The sequence below is a fragment of the Cupriavidus sp. UYPR2.512 genome, from assembly GCF_000379565.1.
Lineage (GTDB): Bacteria > Pseudomonadota > Gammaproteobacteria > Burkholderiales > Burkholderiaceae > Cupriavidus.
Map to the genome: position 1 here is coordinate 1 of NZ_KB903196.1, position 17,667 is coordinate 17,667.

General features: G+C 66.8%; 13 protein-coding genes and 1 pseudogene. 7 read left to right on the forward strand and 7 right to left on the reverse strand.

Annotated elements, in window-relative coordinates:
* The 3 genes from A3A5_RS0135380 to A3A5_RS0135385 all read left to right on the forward strand — a co-directional run.
* Window positions 1-654: hypothetical protein (locus tag A3A5_RS0135380; RefSeq protein ID WP_232431562.1), on the forward strand; the 654-nt coding region annotated here is incomplete at its 5' end.
* 221 nt (window positions 655-875) lie between these two features.
* Window positions 876-1,205, forward strand: a complete 330-nt coding sequence (locus A3A5_RS45310) for a hypothetical protein (RefSeq protein WP_232431565.1) — start codon at window positions 876-878, stop codon at window positions 1,203-1,205.
* 254 nt (window positions 1,206-1,459) lie between these two features.
* Window positions 1,460-4,963: a pyruvate carboxylase gene (locus A3A5_RS0135385; RefSeq protein WP_018315155.1), complete on the forward strand. Its 3,504-nt coding sequence runs from the start codon at window positions 1,460-1,462 to the stop codon at window positions 4,961-4,963.
* 85 nt (window positions 4,964-5,048) lie between these two features.
* Here A3A5_RS0135385 and A3A5_RS0135390 read toward each other — a convergent pair whose 3' ends face one another.
* The gene (locus A3A5_RS0135390; RefSeq protein WP_026201448.1) at window positions 5,049-5,399 is read right to left on the reverse strand and encodes a hypothetical protein; all 351 of its coding nucleotides are present in this window, start codon (window positions 5,397-5,399) and stop codon (window positions 5,049-5,051) included.
* A gap of 302 nt (window positions 5,400-5,701) precedes the next feature.
* Between A3A5_RS0135390 and A3A5_RS0135395 the strand changes: the two genes are divergently transcribed.
* Complete coding sequence (locus A3A5_RS0135395) at window positions 5,702-7,432, forward strand: SulP family inorganic anion transporter (protein WP_018315157.1); 1,731 nt, start codon at window positions 5,702-5,704, stop codon at window positions 7,430-7,432.
* 42 nt (window positions 7,433-7,474) lie between these two features.
* Here A3A5_RS0135395 and A3A5_RS0135400 read toward each other — a convergent pair whose 3' ends face one another.
* The 6 genes from A3A5_RS0135400 to A3A5_RS0135425 form a co-directional block, all read right to left on the reverse strand.
* Entirely contained in the window at window positions 7,475-8,455 is a 981-nt protein-coding gene (locus A3A5_RS0135400) for a tripartite tricarboxylate transporter substrate binding protein (protein WP_018315158.1), read from the reverse strand.
* Between the two features lie 71 nt (window positions 8,456-8,526).
* Window positions 8,527-12,093 carry an indolepyruvate ferredoxin oxidoreductase family protein gene (locus tag A3A5_RS0135405; protein WP_026201449.1) on the reverse strand — a complete coding sequence of 1,189 codons (3,567 nt, stop codon included), beginning with the start codon at window positions 12,091-12,093 and terminating at the stop codon, window positions 8,527-8,529.
* A 91-nt stretch (window positions 12,094-12,184) separates the two neighbouring features.
* Complete coding sequence (locus A3A5_RS0135410; protein WP_018315160.1) at window positions 12,185-13,219, reverse strand: Ldh family oxidoreductase; 1,035 nt, start codon at window positions 13,217-13,219, stop codon at window positions 12,185-12,187.
* Window positions 13,216-13,920, reverse strand: coding sequence for a GntR family transcriptional regulator (locus tag A3A5_RS0135415; protein WP_018315161.1), 705 nt, complete (start codon window positions 13,918-13,920; stop codon window positions 13,216-13,218). Before A3A5_RS0135415 ends, A3A5_RS0135410 begins: the two co-directional genes overlap by 4 nt.
* 6 nt (window positions 13,921-13,926) lie before the next feature.
* Window positions 13,927-15,081, reverse strand: coding sequence for a UxaA family hydrolase (locus A3A5_RS0135420; RefSeq protein WP_018315162.1), 1,155 nt, complete (start codon window positions 15,079-15,081; stop codon window positions 13,927-13,929).
* A 5-nt stretch (window positions 15,082-15,086) separates the two neighbouring features.
* Window positions 15,087-15,377, reverse strand: a complete 291-nt coding sequence (locus A3A5_RS0135425; RefSeq protein ID WP_018315163.1) for a UxaA family hydrolase — start codon at window positions 15,375-15,377, stop codon at window positions 15,087-15,089.
* A 301-nt stretch (window positions 15,378-15,678) separates the two neighbouring features.
* Here A3A5_RS0135425 and A3A5_RS0135430 point away from each other — a divergent pair.
* From A3A5_RS0135430 to A3A5_RS0135440, 3 genes and pseudogenes are all read left to right on the forward strand, one after another.
* A pseudogene (locus tag A3A5_RS0135430) lies at window positions 15,679-15,942 on the forward strand (zinc-binding dehydrogenase); the annotation flags it as partial.
* A gap of 34 nt (window positions 15,943-15,976) precedes the next feature.
* Entirely contained in the window at window positions 15,977-16,771 is a 795-nt protein-coding gene (locus A3A5_RS0135435; protein WP_018315165.1) for a TauD/TfdA family dioxygenase, read from the forward strand.
* A gap of 117 nt (window positions 16,772-16,888) precedes the next feature.
* A partial coding sequence (locus A3A5_RS0135440) for a hypothetical protein (RefSeq protein WP_018315166.1) occupies window positions 16,889-17,667 on the forward strand: 779 nt, incomplete at its 3' end.

Here is a 17,667-nt window from a genome sequence, read left to right on the forward strand (position 1 = left end):
CGTACTATTGAACTCATGTGGCAGGCCATCGACGCCCTGGACTTTTCCAGGATGAAGGCCAAGCTGCTGCACCAGAAGCATGCGCATTGGTCGCCAGAATCGCTGGAGCAGGCGGAGAGCGGCTACCGGCAATTCCTCAAGCTGGCGGCGAAGCATCCGGACACGCCCGCCGTCCCCAGCGAGCAGGTGGATGCCTTCTGGCATGCCCACATCCTGGATACCAGGCGCTATGCCAGCGATTGCGAGCACATCTTCGGCTATATCCTTCACCACGACCCCTACGTTGGCATCGACGGTCCGGAGGATGAGGCCCGACTCCTGAAAATGGCCGCGGCGAGCGATGCGCTGAGCATGCGCGAATTCGGCAGCCCGCTGACGTCTGCCGCATATTGCGCCCGGGCAGCAGCCGACGAGCCCGCGTACTGTGCGCGCATGGCCAAGGCGGAAGAACCCGCGTACTGNGAACCCGCGTACTGTGCGCGCATGGCCAAGGCGGAAGAACCCGCGTACTGTGCGCGCATGGCCAAGGCGGAGGAACCCGCGTACTGCGCGCGCATGGCCAAGGCAGAAGAGCCCGCGTACTGCGCCCGCATGGCCAAGGCCGGCGCCCCCGCATATTGCGCACAGGCTTTGCCCCAGACGGCGGCCTGCTGAAGGCCTGGCATTCGTGGCTGGGCGGGGGTCGCCAGCCTGGCCACGTTACCCACGCCGGCACTCCCGGTTGCCGCGATGCACAGGCACAGGTGCTGCATAGTGCGTGCAACGCGCATTGGCTGCAGCATCCATGAAATGAAAAATTTCATTTCTGAAATTCGATAGACTGGCCTCGGAAGAAAATCCTCCACTAAATCAAAGGGATGGTGCCGGAATCGGCCGTGGCCCGCTTCTTGCGGCAGCAGGCCGGGATGGGCGCGTATTTCATCGTGCCTGCAAATCTGCCGTCGCCCAGGCCATCGCGCTGCTCGTGGTCAGGCGAACCCGGTCTTGAAGAGGAAGGCACCACGATGTACTACGGAAGAAATGGAGTCCGCGCGCACAGCCGCGAGCTTGCCGGAGATGGCGATCAGCCGCTTGCCGGCCAGAATCGAAGCGAGCCTGGCGATCGGGGCGAGCCGTCGCCAAAGCGAGCCAACTGGGCATGGGCCGCGGCATCGGCGCACTATGACTGGATGGACTCGCACGCCCCATTTGCCCATTACGACTAGTGTCCTGTTCCGTAGATAGCTTGCCAAAATGAAATCGTCCAGTTGGTCGTCAGGCTAGGCGCGAGGAGGCGCCATAGCCATAGCTATGGCAACGACGAGCAACGACGCGTGGCGGCCAACTGGGCGATTTCATGGCAAGGTATTTGCGGAACAGGACACCAGTGGCCCGGGCAAACCTTGCGCCCGTGCTGCATCCCTGATCACCTGATCCTGCCGTGGCGGTTGCGCACGGCTGGTTCGTTTCCCTGCGCCCCATGGACTACGCCCCTATCCGCTCCCTGCTGATTGCCAACCGTTCCGAGATCGCGATCCGCGTGATGCGCGCCGCCGCCGAGATGAACGTCCGCACGGTGGCAATCTATTCGAAGGAAGACCGCCTCGCGCTTCATCGCTTCAAGGCGGATGAGAGCTACCTCGTCGGCGAGGGCAAGAAGCCGCTGGCGGCTTACCTCGACATCGACGACATCCTGCGCATTGCCAGGCAGGCGAAGGTCGACGCCATTCATCCGGGCTATGGCTTCCTATCGGAAAACCCGGACTTCGCGCAGGCCGTGATCGACGCAGGCATCCGCTGGATCGGCCCGTCGCCCGAGGTCATGCGCAAGCTTGGCAACAAGGTGGCGGCGCGCAACGCGGCGATCGAGGCGGGCGTGCCGGTGATGCCGGCAACCGATCCGCTGCCGCATGACCTGGACACGTGCAAGCGCCTCGCCGCCGGCGTCGGCTATCCGCTGATGCTCAAGGCAAGCTGGGGCGGCGGCGGACGCGGCATGCGGGTCCTGGAAAGCGAGCAGGACCTTGAGGGGGCGCTGGCCGCGGCGCGGCGCGAGGCGCTGGCCGCGTTCGGCAACGACGAGGTGTATGTCGAAAAGCTGGTGCGCAACGCGCGCCATGTCGAGGTGCAGGTGCTCGGCGACACGCACGGCAACCTCGTGCATCTCTATGAGCGCGACTGTACCGTGCAGCGGCGCAACCAGAAGGTGGTGGAGCGGGCGCCCGCACCGTACCTCGACGATGCCGGCCGGGCTGCGCTGTGCGAATCGGCCCTGCGTCTGATGCGCGCGGTCGCCTATACCCATGCGGGCACGGTCGAATTCCTGATGGATGCCGATTCCGGCCAGTTCTATTTCATCGAAGTCAACCCGCGCATCCAGGTGGAGCATACCGTCACGGAGATGGTCACCGGGATCGATATCGTCAAGGCGCAGATCCGCGTGACGGAAGGCGGCCATATCGGCATGACCGAGAACACGCGCAACGACAATGGCGAGATCGTCGTGCGCGCCGCGGGCGTGCCGGTGCAGGAAGCGATTTCGCTCAACGGTCATGCGCTGCAATGCCGGATCACCACCGAGGACCCGGAGAACGGCTTCCTGCCGGATTACGGCCGCCTCACCGCCTACCGCAGCGCGGCCGGCTTCGGCGTGCGCCTGGACGCGGGCACCGCCTACGGCGGCGCGGTGATCACGCCGTACTACGATTCGCTGCTGGTCAAGGTCACCACCTGGGCGCCGACCGCGCCCGAATCGATCCGGCGCATGGACCGGGCGCTGCGCGAGTTTCGCATCCGCGGCGTCGCGTCCAACCTGCAGTTTCTCGAGAACGTCATCAACCATCCCGCGTTCCGGTCCGGTGACGTCACCACGCGCTTTATCGATCTGACGCCGGAACTGCTGGCGTTCACCAAGCGCCTGGACCGCGCCACCAAGCTGCTGCGTTACCTGGGCGAGGTCAGCGTCAACGGGCACCCGGAGATGAGCGGCCGCACGCTGCCATCGCTGCCGCTGCCCACACCGGTCCTGCCTGCCTTCGATACCAGCGGTGCGCTGCCCTACGGTACGCGCGACCGGCTGCGCGAGCTGGGCGCGGAGAAGTTCTCGCGCTGGATGCTGGAACAGAAGCAGGTGCTGCTGACCGATACCACCATGCGCGACGCGCACCAGTCGCTGTTCGCCACGCGCATGCGCACCGCCGACATGCTGCCGATCGCGCCGTTCTATGCGCGCGAACTGCCGCAGCTGTTCTCGCTGGAGTGCTGGGGCGGCGCCACCTTCGACGTGGCCCTGCGCTTCCTCAAGGAAGACCCGTGGCAGCGCCTTGAGCAACTGCGCGAGCGCGTGCCCAACGTGCTGTTCCAGATGCTGCTGCGCGGCTCCAACGCGGTCGGCTACACCAACTATGCCGACAACGTGGTGCGCTTCTTCGTGCGGCAGGCGGCCAGCGCCGGCGTGGATGTGTTCCGCGTGTTCGATTCACTGAACTGGGTGCGCAACATGCGGGTGGCGATCGATGCCGTCGGCGAGAGCGGCGCGCTGTGCGAAGGCGCGATCTGCTATACCGGCGACCTGTTCGACAAGTCGCGCGCCAAGTACGACCTGAAGTACTACGTCGGCATCGCGCGCGAGCTGAAGCAGGCCGGCGTGCATGTGCTGGGCATCAAGGACATGGCGGGCATCTGCCGTCCGCAGGCCGCGGCGGCACTGGTCAGGGCGCTCAAGGAAGAGACCGGGCTGCCGGTGCATTTCCATACCCACGATACCAGCGGCATCTCGGCCGCTTCGGCACTGGCCGCGATCGAGGCCGGCTGCGATGCGGTCGACGGCGCGCTCGATGCCATGAGCGGGCTGACCTCGCAACCCAACCTGTCGAGCATCGCCGCGGCGCTGGCCGGCAGCGAGCGCGATCCCGGCCTCAGCCTGGAGCGCCTGCACGAAGCGTCGATGTACTGGGAAGGGGTGCGCCGTTACTACGCGCCGTTCGAATCCGAAATCCGCGCCGGCACCGCCGACGTGTACCGCCACGAGATGCCCGGCGGCCAGTACACCAACCTGCGCGAGCAGGCGCGCTCGCTCGGCATCGAGCATCGCTGGACCGAGGTGTCGCGTGCCTATGCCGAGGTCAACCAGATGTTCGGCGACATCGTCAAGGTGACGCCGACGTCCAAGGTGGTCGGCGACCTGGCATTGATGATGGTGGCCAACGACCTGAGCGCCGCCGACGTGTGCGATCCCGCCAGGGAAACCGCCTTCCCTGAATCGGTGGTGTCGCTGTTCAAGGGCGAACTGGGCTTTCCGCCCGACGGCTTCCCCGCGGAACTGTCGCGCAAGGTGCTGCGCGGCGAGCCGCCCGCGCCGTACCGGCCCGGCGACCAGATCGCGCCGGTCGACCTCGACGCGGCGCGCGCCGCGGGCGAAGCCGCGTGCGAACAGCCGCTCGACGACCGCCAGCTGGCTTCGTACCTGATGTACCCGAAGCAGGCCAGTGAATACCACGCGCATGTGCGCAACTACAGCGATACCTCGGTGGTACCCACGCCGGCATACCTGTACGGCCTGCAGCCGCAGGAAGAAGTGGCCATCGACATCGCCGCCGGCAAGACCCTGCTGGTCTCGCTGCAAGGCACGCACCCCGATGCCGAAGAGGGTCTGATCAAGGTCCAGTTCGAGCTGAACGGGCAGTCGCGCACCGCGCTGGTCGAGCAGCGCAGCACCACGCAAGCGGTGGCGGCGCGCCACAGCCGGCCGGTTGCCGAGCCCGACAACCCGCTGCATGTCGCCGCGCCCATGCCTGGCTCGATCGTGACGGTGGCGGTGCAGCCCGGGCAGCGCGTGGCCGCGGGCACGACGCTGCTGGCGCTGGAGGCGATGAAGATGGAGACCCATATCGCGGCGGAGCGGGACTGCGAAATCGCCGCGGTGCACGTTCAGCAGGGGGACCGCGTGGCTGCGAAGGATCTGCTGATCGAACTGAAGGATTGAGGTTGGGTGGCAGGCGCGGACTCCGATTCGCATCCTGCTGCGAACCGTCCACCACTTCCGCCACGCGGTGCGGCCAGATACCCGGCTACGTGCAATTGTCGCGGTACGCCTGCTGCAGTTGCTTGCGCGTCTTGTCGCGTTCGATCTTGGGGATGGTGCGGCCCTGCGCGGTCTGGGTGGCAGTGCCGGATGACTGGTAGGAGCGCTTCTTGGAGGTGGCGTTGTATTGCTCCTTCAGGGCTTCGCACTTGGCGCGCGCGGCCTCTTCAGGATCGGGCGAGGCGGCTGACGGGGGGCGATAGGGACTGGCCCCGCCTTGCACCGCTTCCGATATGGCGCCGGCGGCACCGTCTGCCGGTGCGGGCTGCGCCAGGGCAGGCGAGGCCCACGCCAGGGCCAGCAGGCCGGTTGCCAGGCATCTTGTCGAAATCGGCATCATGTCTCTCCCCGGTGCAAAGGCATTCCGCTGGGCGCGGGAACCCTGTCGAACTACAGGCTGGCTTGCCAGACCATCATATGTCCCATTGGCGGGATTGTCACAAGCGAATGACCCGGGCGGTTCTCCCCCGGTAGCCAGGGCGATAGCGCGGTGCGCCAAGCAGGCAGCATTGCATTGCAGCATCCGAGGTGCTTCGCGGGGCTCCGATCAGGGCGTCCCAGGGCAGACTGATCCACTTCTTTCTTTGATCCCGCGGGGCGGCACCCTCTATAGTCGATGTATGCCAAGGAGATGCCCCCATGGAGCCTCGGAACCTGACCCCCGCCGCGGAGCGCGAAGCCGACAAGGCACCCGGGTGGTTGCGCTGGCTCCCCGGGGCCCTGATGCTGAAGTCCTACCAGCCGGGCTGGCTGCCGAGCGACCTCGCCGGCGGGCTGGTGCTGACCACCATGCTGGTGCCGGTAGGCATCGCATACGCCGAAGCGTCCGGCGTGCCCGGTGTCTACGGACTCTACGCCACCATTGTCCCGCTGCTGGTGTATGCCGTGTTCGGCCCGAGCCGGATCCTTGTGCTGGGGCCGGATTCGGCCCTGGCCGCGCCGATCCTGGCTGTGGTGCTGCAGGTCTCCGGCGGCGATCCTGCGCGCGCCATCATGGTGGCCAGCATGATGGCAATCGTCTCGGGCGTGGTCTGCATCGTGATGGGGCTGTTGCGGCTGGGGTTCATTACCGAGTTGCTGTCCAAGCCGATCCGCTACGGCTACATGAACGGGATCGCGCTCGCGGTGCTGGTCAGCCAGTTGCCCAAGCTGTTCGCCATCTCGATCGAAGACGCCGGCCCGGTGCGGGAGATGATCAGCCTCGGCCGGGCCATCCTGGCCGGCGAGACCAACTGGTACAGCTTTGCGGTCGGCGCGGGCAGCCTGGTGCTGATCCTGTTCCTGAAGCGCTTCGAACGCATTCCCGGCATCCTGATCGCGGTGATCATTGCCACGCTGGTCGTCAGCGTGCTCCAGCTGGACCAGTCCGGTGTGAAGGTGCTGGGCCAGATCCCGCAAGGCTTGCCGGCTTTTGTCGTGCCCTGGGTGAGCGATGCGGACCTGGTGAAGATCCTGCTGGGCGGGTGTGCCGTTGCGCTGATCTCGTTCGCGGATACCAGCGTGCTGTCGCGCACCTTTGCCGCACGCACCAACACCCGCGTCGACCCGAACCAGGAGATGGTCGGGCTGGGCGCCGCCAACCTGGCAGCGGGCTTCTTCCAGGGCTTTCCGATCAGCAGCAGCTCGTCCCGTACGCCGGTGGCCGAAGCCGCGGGCGCGAAGACCCAGCTTACCGGCGTGGTGGGTGCGCTGGCCGTGGCGGCGCTGCTGATGTTCGCGCCCAACCTGCTGCAGTACCTGCCAAACAGCGCGCTGGCCGCGGTGGTGATCGCGGCGGCCATCGGCCTGTTCGAGGTGACAGACCTGAAGCGCATCTACCGGATCCAGCAGTGGGAGTTCTGGCTTTCCATGGTGTGCTTTGCCGCGGTGGCGGTGTTCGGGGCCATCCCGGGGATCATCCTGGCCGTGGTCATCGCCATTATCGAGTTCCTGTGGGACGGCTGGCGGCCGCACTATGCCGTGCTCGGCCGCGTCGAAGGGCTGCGCGGCTACCACGACATGCAACGTTACCCCCATGCGCAGCGCATCGACGGCCTGGTGCTGTTCCGGTGGGATGCGCCGCTGTTCTTCGCCAATGCCGAACTGTTCCAGGAACGGCTGATGGAAGCGATCGATGCATCGCCGACACCCGTGCGCAGGGTCGTGGTGGCGGCCGAACCGGTGACCAGCGTCGATGTCACCTCGGCCGACATGCTGCGCGAACTGAGCCGTACGCTGCAAGCGCGCGGCCTCGCCCTGCATTTTGCCGAGATGAAGGATCCCGTGAGAGACAAGCTCAAGCGCTTCGAGCTGATGGAAGCGATCGGCGACAAGAATTTCCACCCGACCGTGGGCAGTGCGGTGGATGCTTATCTCGGCGAACCAGCCTGAAGCCGCGCGGGCACGGTCCAGGCCGGTTGCACCGTGCGACGGCTACTCCAGCCGGAACCCGGTCTGCTTGATGGCGAGCGCCCATTTCTTCTGCTCGGCCGCCATGAACGTCGCAAACTGGTCCGGAGAGCTCTGGCTGGCCGGCTCATAGCCCCTGCTGAGGAGCTGCTGGCGCACGCCCGGCGCATTGAGCGCCTTGTCGATCTCCTTGCTCAGCAGCGCCACGATCTCCTTGGGCGTGCCGGCAGGCGCGACCAGGCCATACCATTCGCTGGCCTCGATACCCGGGAAGCCGGCTTCGGCCATGGTCGGCACGTCGGGGAACAACGGCAGCCGCTGCTTGCTGGCCACGGCGATGCCCTTGAGCTGGCCGCCCTTGACGAACGGCATCACCGCCGGCACGCCGTGGAACATCATCTGGATGTGGCCTCCGGCCATGTCGGTCAGCGCCTGCGGTCCGCCCTTGTAGGGCGCGTGCACGACGTTGATATGGGCGGTCTCCTTAAACACCTCGGTGATCACGTTCTGCTGGGTGCCAGGGCCGACCGATGCATAGCTGAGCTTGCCGGGCTCCGCCTTGGCGCGTGCCACCAGGTCCTTGACCGATCCGCCCACGGACGGGTGGATTACCAGCATGTACGGCGAGCTTGCCATCAGCCCCAGCGGAGCGAAGTCCTTGCCCATGTCGAAGGGCAGGTTCTTGTGCAGGCTGGCGTTGATCGCCATCGGCGCGCTGGCGACCAGCAGCGTGTAGCCATCCGGCGCCGCCTTGGCGCCCATGCCGGCGCCGATATTGCCGGTTGCCCCGGGCCGGTTGTCGACCACGAATTGCTGGCCCAGGCTGGCCGTCATCTTCTCTGCCACCGTGCGGGTGACCGCATCGACGCCGCCGCCCGCTGGCCAGGGCACGATGATGCGGACCGGGCGGTTGGGGTATCCGCCTTGTGCCAGCGCACCAGTGGCGCAGGCGGCAAGTGCGATCGCGCCCAGGGTACGGGCAAAACGGTTCAGTACGGATTTCATCTGTTGTCTCCTCGCTGTCTCTGACGGGCCCCGGTGAAGGTGACGGGGCTTTCGTTGGTTCAGTCTTTGGTTTATGCCGCTTCAGTAGCTTTGATTTGTCCCGACCGCGCGCTCCCTTGCTGCCATTGCGCCATCAGCCGCTCCCAGCGGGCACGGGTGGCCGCCAGGTTGCGCGCCTTGACGTGGCCGTAGCCGCGGATCTCCTGCGGCAGCCGGGCAATCTCCAGCGCCAGGTCAAGGTTTTGCGCGGAAAGTGCCGGCAGCAAGGCTTCCACGCTGCGCCGGTATTCACCGATCAGGGCCCGCTCGTCCTTGCGCTCCAGGGTGTAGCCGAAGGGATCGAATGCCGTGCCGCGCAGTCCCTTGAACCGGGTCAGTACGCCGAACGCGGTGCGCATCCACGGGCCATAGGCGCCTTTCACCAGTTCGCCGGCCTGGTTCTTCCGCGCAAACAGGGGAGGGGCCAGGTGATGGACCAGCCGGACCTTGCCTTCGAACATCGATGCGATCTGCTGGCGGAATGCGGCGCCGGTATGCAGGCGAGCCACCTCATATTCGTCTTTATAGGCCATCAGCTTGAATAGCGAGCGGGCCACGGCTTCGGTCAGGCGGGTGCCGCCGAGGATCGATTCCGCCGCCTTCACGCGGCCCACGAACGACTCGTATTGCGCCGCATAGGGCCGGTTCTGGTAGCCGGCCAGGAACTCGGCGTGCTTCTTCATGAGTTCCTCGACCGGCACCTTGCGCACGAACTGGATTACCTGCGAGCCGGCCGGCTGCGCGGGTATCTTCGACATATCGTGGGCGCACAGCCGGCCCCATTCGAAGGCCGCCTTGTTGCTGTCGACCTGCACGCCGTTGAGCTCGAGGGCACGCATCAGCGCGGCGTGCGACAGCGGCACCTTGCCTTTCTGCCAGGCATAGCCGAGCAGCAGCAGGTTGGCGTAGATCGACTGGCCGAGCAGCTGCTTTGCCACCTGTTCGGCGTCGAAGCTGGCGAGCTGGCCGTCGCCGACGGACTGCGCGATCCTGCCCACGGCCTCGCCGACCTGGGGATCCCAGTCGGGGTTGCGGACAAAGGCCGCGGTGGGGGTGATATGGCTGTTCAGCACCACATAAGTCCGCGCCGGCGACATCGCGGCCAGCGAGGTCTTGCTGGCCGCGACCACGGTATCGCAGGCGATCACCAGGTCGGCCATGGCCATGTCGACACGGCTCGCATGCAGGGCGTCCGGGCTGGCGGCGATCTGGATGTGGCTCCAGGTGGCCCCGCCCATCTGCGCCATGCCGGTCGCGTCCTGGGTGATCACGCCCTTGCCTTCCAGGTGGGCGGCCATGCCCAGCACGCCGCCGATGGTGACGATGCCGGTGCCCCCGATTCCCGCCACCACGATGCGCTGCGGCTTGCCCGCATCCGGCAGCGTGGGCATCGGGATGGCCGGCGGCGTGGCGCGGCCGCTCGCGGTGGCGGCGGGCTTCTTCAGTTGGCCGCCTTCGACCGTGACAAAGCTCGGGCAGAAGCCCTTGGTGCACGAGAAGTCCTTGTTGCAGGTGTCCTGGTTGACCTTGCGCTTGCGCCCGAAGTCGGTCTCCACTGGCTGCACCGCCAGGCAGTTGCTTTGCACCGAGCAGTCGCCGCAGCCTTCGCACACCAGCTCGTTGATGACCACGCGCCTGGCCGGATCGACCATGGTGCCGCGCTTGCGCTCGCGGCGCTTCTTGGTGGCGCAGGCCTGGTCGTAGATGATCACGGTCACGCCGGACACCTCGCGCAGCTCGCGCTGCACGGTATCGAGCTCGTCGCGGTGGCGCACGGTGACGCCGGCGGCGAGATTGCTGATGCCCTTGTACTTGCCCGGTTCGTCGGTGACCACGACGATTTGTCGCGCGCCTTCGGCGGCCAGTTCGCGCGTCATCGCCGGCACGTCGAGCTGGCCGTCCACCGGCTGCCCGCCGGTCATGGCCACGGCGCTGTTGAACAGGATCTTGTAGGTCAGGTTCACGCCGGCATGGATCGACTGGCGCACCGCCAGCAGGCCGGAGTGGTTGTAGGTGCCGTCGCCGAGGTTGGCGAACATGTGGGTGCGCTTGCTGAACGGTGCCTGGCCCATCCAGTGCACGCCTTCGCCGCCCATCTGTGACCAGGAAGTGGTCGAGCGGTCCATCCACACCACCATGCCGTGGCAACCGATGCCGGCCGTCGCGACCGAGCCTTCCGGCACGCGGGTGCTGGTGTTGTGCGGGCAGCCCGGGCAGAACCACGGCAGGCGGTCGGTGGCGCGCGCATCGCCCTGGCCGGTGGCGCGTTCCTTGGCGTCGATTTCCTGCAGGCGCAGGTCCATGCGCGCGGCCACGTCGGCCGGCACGCCCAGCGCCTTGAGCCGCTGCGCGATGGCCTTGGCCACCAGCGCGGGCGAGAGATCGGCCTTCGCGCGCAGCAGCCAGTCCTCGGCCGGCTTGCGGTGGCTCCATTCGCCGCCGGCGCCGTCGGCGTGGTGGTACTTGCCGAAGACGGCCGGACGGGCGGCGGGCGGGTAGTGGTACAGCTCGTCCTTGAGCTGCTGTTCGATGATGGGACGCTTCTCCTCGACCACCAGGATTTCGCGCAGCCCGCGCGCAAAGTCGCGCACGCTGTCGGGCTCCAGCGGCCATACCACGCTGACCTTGTGCAGCCGGATGCCGAGCGCGCGGCAGGCGGCGTCATCCAGGCCGAGGTCGAGCAGGGCCTGGCGCGTGTCGCTGTAGGCCTTGCCGCTCGCGATGATGCCAAGGCGGTCGTTGGATCCCTCGATCACGTTGCGGTTCAGGCGGTTGGCGCGCACATAGGCGAGCGCGGCCGGCCACTTGAACTCCATCATGCGGGCCTCGGCCGCGAGCGGATCGTCGGGCCAGCGGATATGCAGGCCGCCGTCAGGCAGCGCGAAGTCTTCCGGCAGCACGATGCGCACGCGATCGGAGTCGGTGGTCACCGACGCACCCGATTCCACCACCTCCTGCACGGTCTTCATGCCGGCCCACAGCCCGCTGAAACGGCTCATGGCCAGCGCATGCACGCCCAGGTCGAGGATGTCCTGCACATTGGACGGAAAGAAGACCGGCAGCCCGCACGCCATGAAGGTGTGGTCGCTCTGGTGGGCCAGCGTGCTGCTCTTGGAGACGTGGTCATCGCCGGCGAGCGCGATCACGCCGCCCAGCGGCGAGGTGCCGGCAAGGTTGGCATGCTTGAGCGCATCGCCGCTGCGGTCGACGCCGGGGCCCTTGCCATACCAGATGCCGAACACGCCGTCGTAGCGCTTGCTGGCGGCATCGAAGTCCAGTTGCTGCGAGCCCCATACCGCCGTGACGCCGAGTTCCTCGTTGACGCCGGGTTTGAAGACCACGTGGTTGTCGGCAAGATGCTTCTTTGCCTGCCACAGTGCCTGGTCATAGGTGCCGAGCGGAGATCCGCGGTAGCCGGAAATAAAGGCGGCGGTGTTGTGGCCGGCCGCGGCATCGCGCTTGCGCTGCAACAGCGGCAGGCGTACCAGCGCCTGCACGCCGCTCATGTAGGCACGGCCGGAGTCCAGCGCGTACTTGTCGTCGATCGACACGGCTTGCATCGCCTGCCGGGCCGCGTCGGGGAGGATTGGAGCATTCATCAGGGCGGTGTTCAGGCAAACAGGGTTGAACGGGGCCTGCCGGCGTGCCTTGGCACCCGGATTCCAGGCAATACAGGTAATGGAAGCGGCGCTAGCCGGGGAGGGGGATGCCGAGTTCCCGGCCTAGCGCATCCAGTTCCCGCACGACCGCGTCGGGCAGGGCGATGCCTTGCTCGCGGCCTTCTCGTTCGAGCACTTCGCCACGGTGTCCGGGGAGCCGGGCGTTGGCGCCGCCGGCGGCAAGATAGTTGCCGGTCCACTGCGCCATGTAGTCGGCGAACAGCGCCTGGCCGGCAAAGGCGTCCGGCTTGACCAGCCAGACAAAACCGCCCTGGCGGCCGACCGCGCCGGCGCCTGTGACGGTGTTGCGCGCGGGAGAAAGCGAGTCCGCGGTGGCGGCCATGGCGCCGGCCAGGCACTCCACCATCATGGCGATGCCGATGCCCTTGTGCCCGCCGGTGGGCAGCAGCGAGCCTTCCAGCGCGCGTTGCGCATCGGTGGTCGGATGGCCGTCGGCGTCGAGCGCCCAGCCCTCGGGAATCGGCTTGCCTTCACGGGCGGCCAGCAGGATGTGGCCGCGGGCGGCGACGCTGCAGGCAACGTCGAACACGATCGGCGCCGCGCCCGGCAACGGGCAGCCGAAGGCGATGGGGTTGTGCCCGATCGCGGCGCGGGCAAAGCCTTCCATGCCCAGCACGGGCGGCGTGCGCTGTCCGACCATGCAGAAGGCACCCGCCTCGGCAGCCAGCAGCGCCGGGATGCCCAGCGCGCCGAGATGGCCGCACGATTGCACGGCAACCAGCACGGACGCGCATGATTGCAGCGCCTCCAGCCCCAGTTGCACGGCGCGCGGGCCCGCGATCTGGCCCATGGCGCCGTCGGCGTCGAGCACGATGCCGCCCGGGAAGGCCTTGTGCGAGATACTGGGGCGCGGGTTGAAATCGCCGGCACGCAGGCGCTCGACGTAGGAGGGGACCCGCGTCAGGCCATGCGTCTTGTAGCCGCGCAGTTCGCTGCGCACCAGCGCGGCGGCGGCTTCGGTCGCGTGGTCGGGCGCGACGCCGCACGACTCGAACACGGCGGCGGTCCAGCGCGCGAGGTGATCGGTGTTCCAGCGGATACTCATGTCGATTTCTCCCGCACGATCATCAGGCGCTCCGCGAACGGGGCGGCATAGACCGACTGGTAATAGAGCGGCTGGTCGCGCAGCGTGTAGCCACGCAACTCCATGATGAAAGCCGGCGCCTCCGGATCGAGCCCAAGTTCCTGCGCGGCCACGGACGGGGCGGGGCCGAAGCGGATCCACTGGTCCACGCGCAGCGTCGGCAGCGACAGGCGCTGGCCGATCAGCTCGCGCAGATTCTTCTCCAGGGCATCGCGGTCCAGCCCGCCGAGTTGCGCGAAGTCTTCCTCGCGCAGCCAGAACTCGCTGTAGAGGTCGAAGCGGCCGCCGACGCTGATCACGCGCTCGATGCGCACGTAGCCGTCACCGGCGAGGAACTCCGACCACGGTCCCTTGCGCTTGATCCGCTTTACCGAGCGCGCGTGGACGTAGGACGGCAGTTCGTTGCCCTGGTCATCGCGGAAGCGCAGGTAACGGACATCCGCCGGTGCCACGCGCGTCCCGGAGACAAAGGTGCCTCGTCCCTGTTCGCGCGTGATCAGTCCGGAGTGCGTGAGCCGCGCCAATGCCTTCTGGATCGTGCCGACGCTGACCCCATGGAAGCTGGCGAGCTCGCCCTCGGAGGGCAGGCGGTCGCCCTCGCGCAGTGCGCCGGATTCGATGGAGCGGATGATCGCGTCGGAGACGCTGCTAAGTTTGGTCATGGTTGTTCAGAGGCTCAGTGCGAATCGGCTGACCGCGGTTTCCCGGATATCGAGCACCTCGCTGGTCAGCCGCGTACCGGATGCGATGTCCATCGCATAACCAAACAGCTGCTCGCCGAGGTCGGAGATCTTGTCCCCGTTCTGCAGGATTCCGCTGACGTCGAAGTCAATGTTGTCGGCCATGGTGTGCAGGGTATTGACGTTGCCGCACACCTTGACGGTCGGTGCCACCATGCTGCCGATCGGGTTGCCCACCCCCGTGCCGAAGAAGGTGAGCTGGCATCCGCCGGCAGCCAGCGCAGTCAGATTTTCCACTGCCGCTGCCGGCGCGTCCATGAAATGCAGCCCCTTCTTCTGCGGTGCCTCGCCATAGCGCAGCACGCCCACCAGCGGGCTGGTGCCGGCCTTGGCCATCGCGCCCAGCGCTTTCTCCTCGACCGTGGTCAGGCCGCCGCGCTTGTTGTCAGGCGATGGCTGGTCCTCGCGCATGTCGACGCCGCGCGAGATGGCCAGGTTTTCCATGTTGCGCACCGCCGTGACAAAGGCCTCGCGCACCCGGCCATCGGCCGCGCGCTCGGCGAACAGGTGCTCGGCGCCGATGAACTCCGAGGTCTCGGAAATGATCACGCTGCCGCCCCCGGCGATCACCATGTCCGCCATGCGGCCGATCACCGGATTGCAGCTCAGCCCGGAAGTGGTGTCAGAACCGCCGCACTCGACGCCGATCACCAGCGACGACACCGGGCACGGCACGCGGCGCGCCTTCGACGCCGCCAGCGACAGACGGCTGGCCTTGCGCGTGCCTTCGGCAATGCATGCGACCGTGCCGTCGGGCTGCAGGTGCACGCATTCGACCGGCTTGCCGGTGCTGCGGATGCGGCGCGCGACCTCTTCCGTCGACGATTCTTCCAGGCCCACCAGCAGCACCGCGGCGATATTCGGATTGCGGCCCAGGCCGGCCAGCGACTCGAACGCGAAATCCAGGTCGGCGCCGAACTGTCCGCGCACGAACAGCGTCGTGACCGGGATGCAGCCGCCCACCGTGCGCGCAATGGTGCGGGTGACCGGATTGCAGTTGTCCATCACGGAAACCACCGCGACCTGGTTGCGCACACCGACCGCGCCATTCTCGCGCCGGTATCCGAGGAAGGTTGTGGTCATCTACATTACCCCTTTTGCAGGTCGCCGCGGGCACGCGCCGACTCGATATTGTGAACGTGCATGTGTTCGCCGGCGCGCACCGCGCGGCTGGCGCGGCCGATGACCTGGCCGTACTTCACGATGGTTTCTCCCTCGACCGTGTCGGCAATGCAGATCTTGTGGCCGAACGGCACGTCTTGCAGCAGCACCAGCTTGCCTTGTCGCTCACCTTCCAGCGCGCAGGCTTCGCCGGCCTGGCCGGCGTCCAGCAGGGTGGCCACATTGTCGGCCGGGTTCAGTACGATGGCTCGTGGCATGGATAAACTCCTGTATAGGTGTTGAGATCTAATGTAGGGAGCCGGCCGCCATATGGTCAAGAAAAAATAGGATTACTCAGAGAAAACCACTACTCCAACAGTGAAAGTCCTATATATAAGTTTGTTGACATCGGTCCGGCCGCTGTCTATCGTCATGACAACGGCGATGTTGTCAGCGCCGGAGCATCGACGCAGTGAATCAACGGAGAAGGCGGACATGAACGTTGTGTCACACAAGGAGAAGACGCGAAGCTGCAGGCCCTGCGTGCACGCCTGGATCCGCTGGAGGATTTCGGCCTGTGGTTCTGGGCAGGCATGCCAGATCGACCTGGCGCAGCTCTGGCTCAAGCGCCTGCAGCTGATCGGCGTGACCTTCCGCACCCGCACGGAACAGGAGCGGCTGGAGTGCATCCAGGCCTGCGCGCGCGACATGCTGCCCCTTTTGCGCGCGGGCCGCGTGCGCCTGCCGATCGACCGGACCTTTGCCATGACCGACATCGACGCCGCGCATGCGTACATGAAGCAAGACCAGCACGTCGGCAAGATTGTGTTGCTGGTCGACTGATTCCGCAGAGAAGCCTTAAATTAGAGGAGACATGATGACAATCCAGATCAAGCCGCTGACCGGCTCCGTGGCCGCAGCCGTGACCGGTGTCGACCTGAGCCAGCCGCTCGACGACGCCAGCTTCGAGATCCTGCACCGGGCGTTCCTGGAGCATGGCGTGCTGGTGTTCCGCGGCCAGCAGCTGCAGCCGGCCGCGCAGGTCGCGTTCGCCCGGCGCTGGGGCAAGCCGGTGCAGGGCAACCCGCTGCTCAAGGGCCTGACCGAGTTCCCGGAACTGGCCCAGGTCACCAAGATCCCCAAGGAGACCGCTTCGACCGAGGCATGGCATTCGGACTCGATCTATACCGAGGTGCCGCCGAAGATCTCGATCCTCTCGGCGGTGACCATCCCCATCGGCGGTGACACCATGTGGTGCAACCAGTATGTCTCGTACGACCGCTTGTCGCCGGCGATGCAGCGCATGATCGAAGGGCTGCGGGTCCGCTTCTCAGGCGCGCGGCTGGCAAAGATGACGGGTTCGGACAAGGTGCCGACAGCGGTGCACCCGATCGTGCGCACGCACCCGGAGACCGGGCGCAAGGCGCTCTATGTCGGCCACCCCGACACCGCGCAGTGCATCGAAGGCATGACCGAAGCGGAGAGCCGCCCGCTGCTCGACTTCCTGTATGAGCACTCGGTGGCGCCGGACAACGTCTACCGCCATATGTGGCAAGAGGGCGATGTGGTGATGTGGGACAACCGCTGCACCATGCACTACGCCGTGCACGACTATGGCAATGCCGACCGCGTGCTGAACCGCGTCACGCTGGAAGGGGAAGTGCCACGCTGAGCTGTTCCGCCAAAACCGGCGCCGCGCCTTGCCCGTTGAACCGGCATGCGGCGCCCGGCACACAGGTTGCCCGTCCACCCCCGACGCACGGAATGCACGGGAACAAAGGAGATTGAAATGCAGATAGGGATCCCGACTGAGACGCGGGCGGGGGAGGCGCGCGTTGCGGCAACGCCGGAGACCGTGAAGAAATACGTGGCACAGGGCCACCAGGTGGTATTGCAGGCTGGCGCCGGCGTGCGTGCCAGCCAGACAGACAGCGCCTATGAGGCCGCGGGTGCGCGCATCGGCAGCGCGGCCGAGGCGCTGGGCGCGCAGTTGGTGCTGAAGGTGCGCGCGCCGGACGAAGCCGAGCTGGCGCAGATGAAGCCGGGCGCCGTGCTGGTCGGCATGCTCAATCCCTTCGACGCCGAGAACAACGCGCGCATGTCCGCCGCGAACATCACCGCCTTTGCCCTGGAAGCCGCGCCGCGCACCACGCGCGCGCAGAGCATGGACGTGCTGTCGTCGCAGGCCAACATCGCCGGCTACAAGGCCGTGCTGATGGCAGCGCACCACTATCAGCGCTTCATGCCGATGCTGATGACCGCCGCCGGCACCGTCAAGGCCGCACGCGTGCTGATCCTGGGCGCGGGCGTCGCCGGCCTGCAGGCCATCGCCACGGCCAAGCGGCTGGGCGCGGTGATCGAGGCCTCCGATGTGCGCCCCGCGGTCAAGGAGCAGATCGAATCGCTCGGCGCCAAGTTCCTCGACGTGCCCTTCCTCACCGATGAAGAGCGCGAGATCGCCCAGGGCGTGGGCGGCTATGCCCGCCCGATGCCGCCGGACTGGATGAAGCGCCAGGCCGAGCTGGTGCACCAGCGCGCCGTCCAGGCCGACATCGTCATCACCACCGC

Bases quoted from the DNA above. Each gene is read 5' to 3' on its own strand.
- A3A5_RS0135385 (WP_018315155.1), top strand. From the start codon at position 1,460: ATGGACTACGCCCCTATCCGCTCCCTGCTGATTGCCAACCGTTCCGAG.
- A3A5_RS0135390 (WP_026201448.1), bottom strand. From the start codon at position 5,399: ATGCCGATTTCGACAAGATGCCTGGCAACCGGCCTGCTGGCCCTGGCG.
- A3A5_RS0135395 (WP_018315157.1), top strand. From the start codon at position 5,702: ATGGAGCCTCGGAACCTGACCCCCGCCGCGGAGCGCGAAGCCGACAAG.
- A3A5_RS0135400 (WP_018315158.1), bottom strand. From the start codon at position 8,455: ATGAAATCCGTACTGAACCGTTTTGCCCGTACCCTGGGCGCGATCGCA.
- A3A5_RS0135405 (WP_026201449.1), bottom strand. From the start codon at position 12,093: ATGAATGCTCCAATCCTCCCCGACGCGGCCCGGCAGGCGATGCAAGCC.
- A3A5_RS0135410 (WP_018315160.1), bottom strand. From the start codon at position 13,219: ATGAGTATCCGCTGGAACACCGATCACCTCGCGCGCTGGACCGCCGCC.
- A3A5_RS0135415 (WP_018315161.1), bottom strand. From the start codon at position 13,920: ATGACCAAACTTAGCAGCGTCTCCGACGCGATCATCCGCTCCATCGAA.
- A3A5_RS0135420 (WP_018315162.1), bottom strand. From the start codon at position 15,081: ATGACCACAACCTTCCTCGGATACCGGCGCGAGAATGGCGCGGTCGGT.
- A3A5_RS0135425 (WP_018315163.1), bottom strand. From the start codon at position 15,377: ATGCCACGAGCCATCGTACTGAACCCGGCCGACAATGTGGCCACCCTG.
- A3A5_RS0135435 (WP_018315165.1), top strand. From the start codon at position 15,977: ATGACAATCCAGATCAAGCCGCTGACCGGCTCCGTGGCCGCAGCCGTG.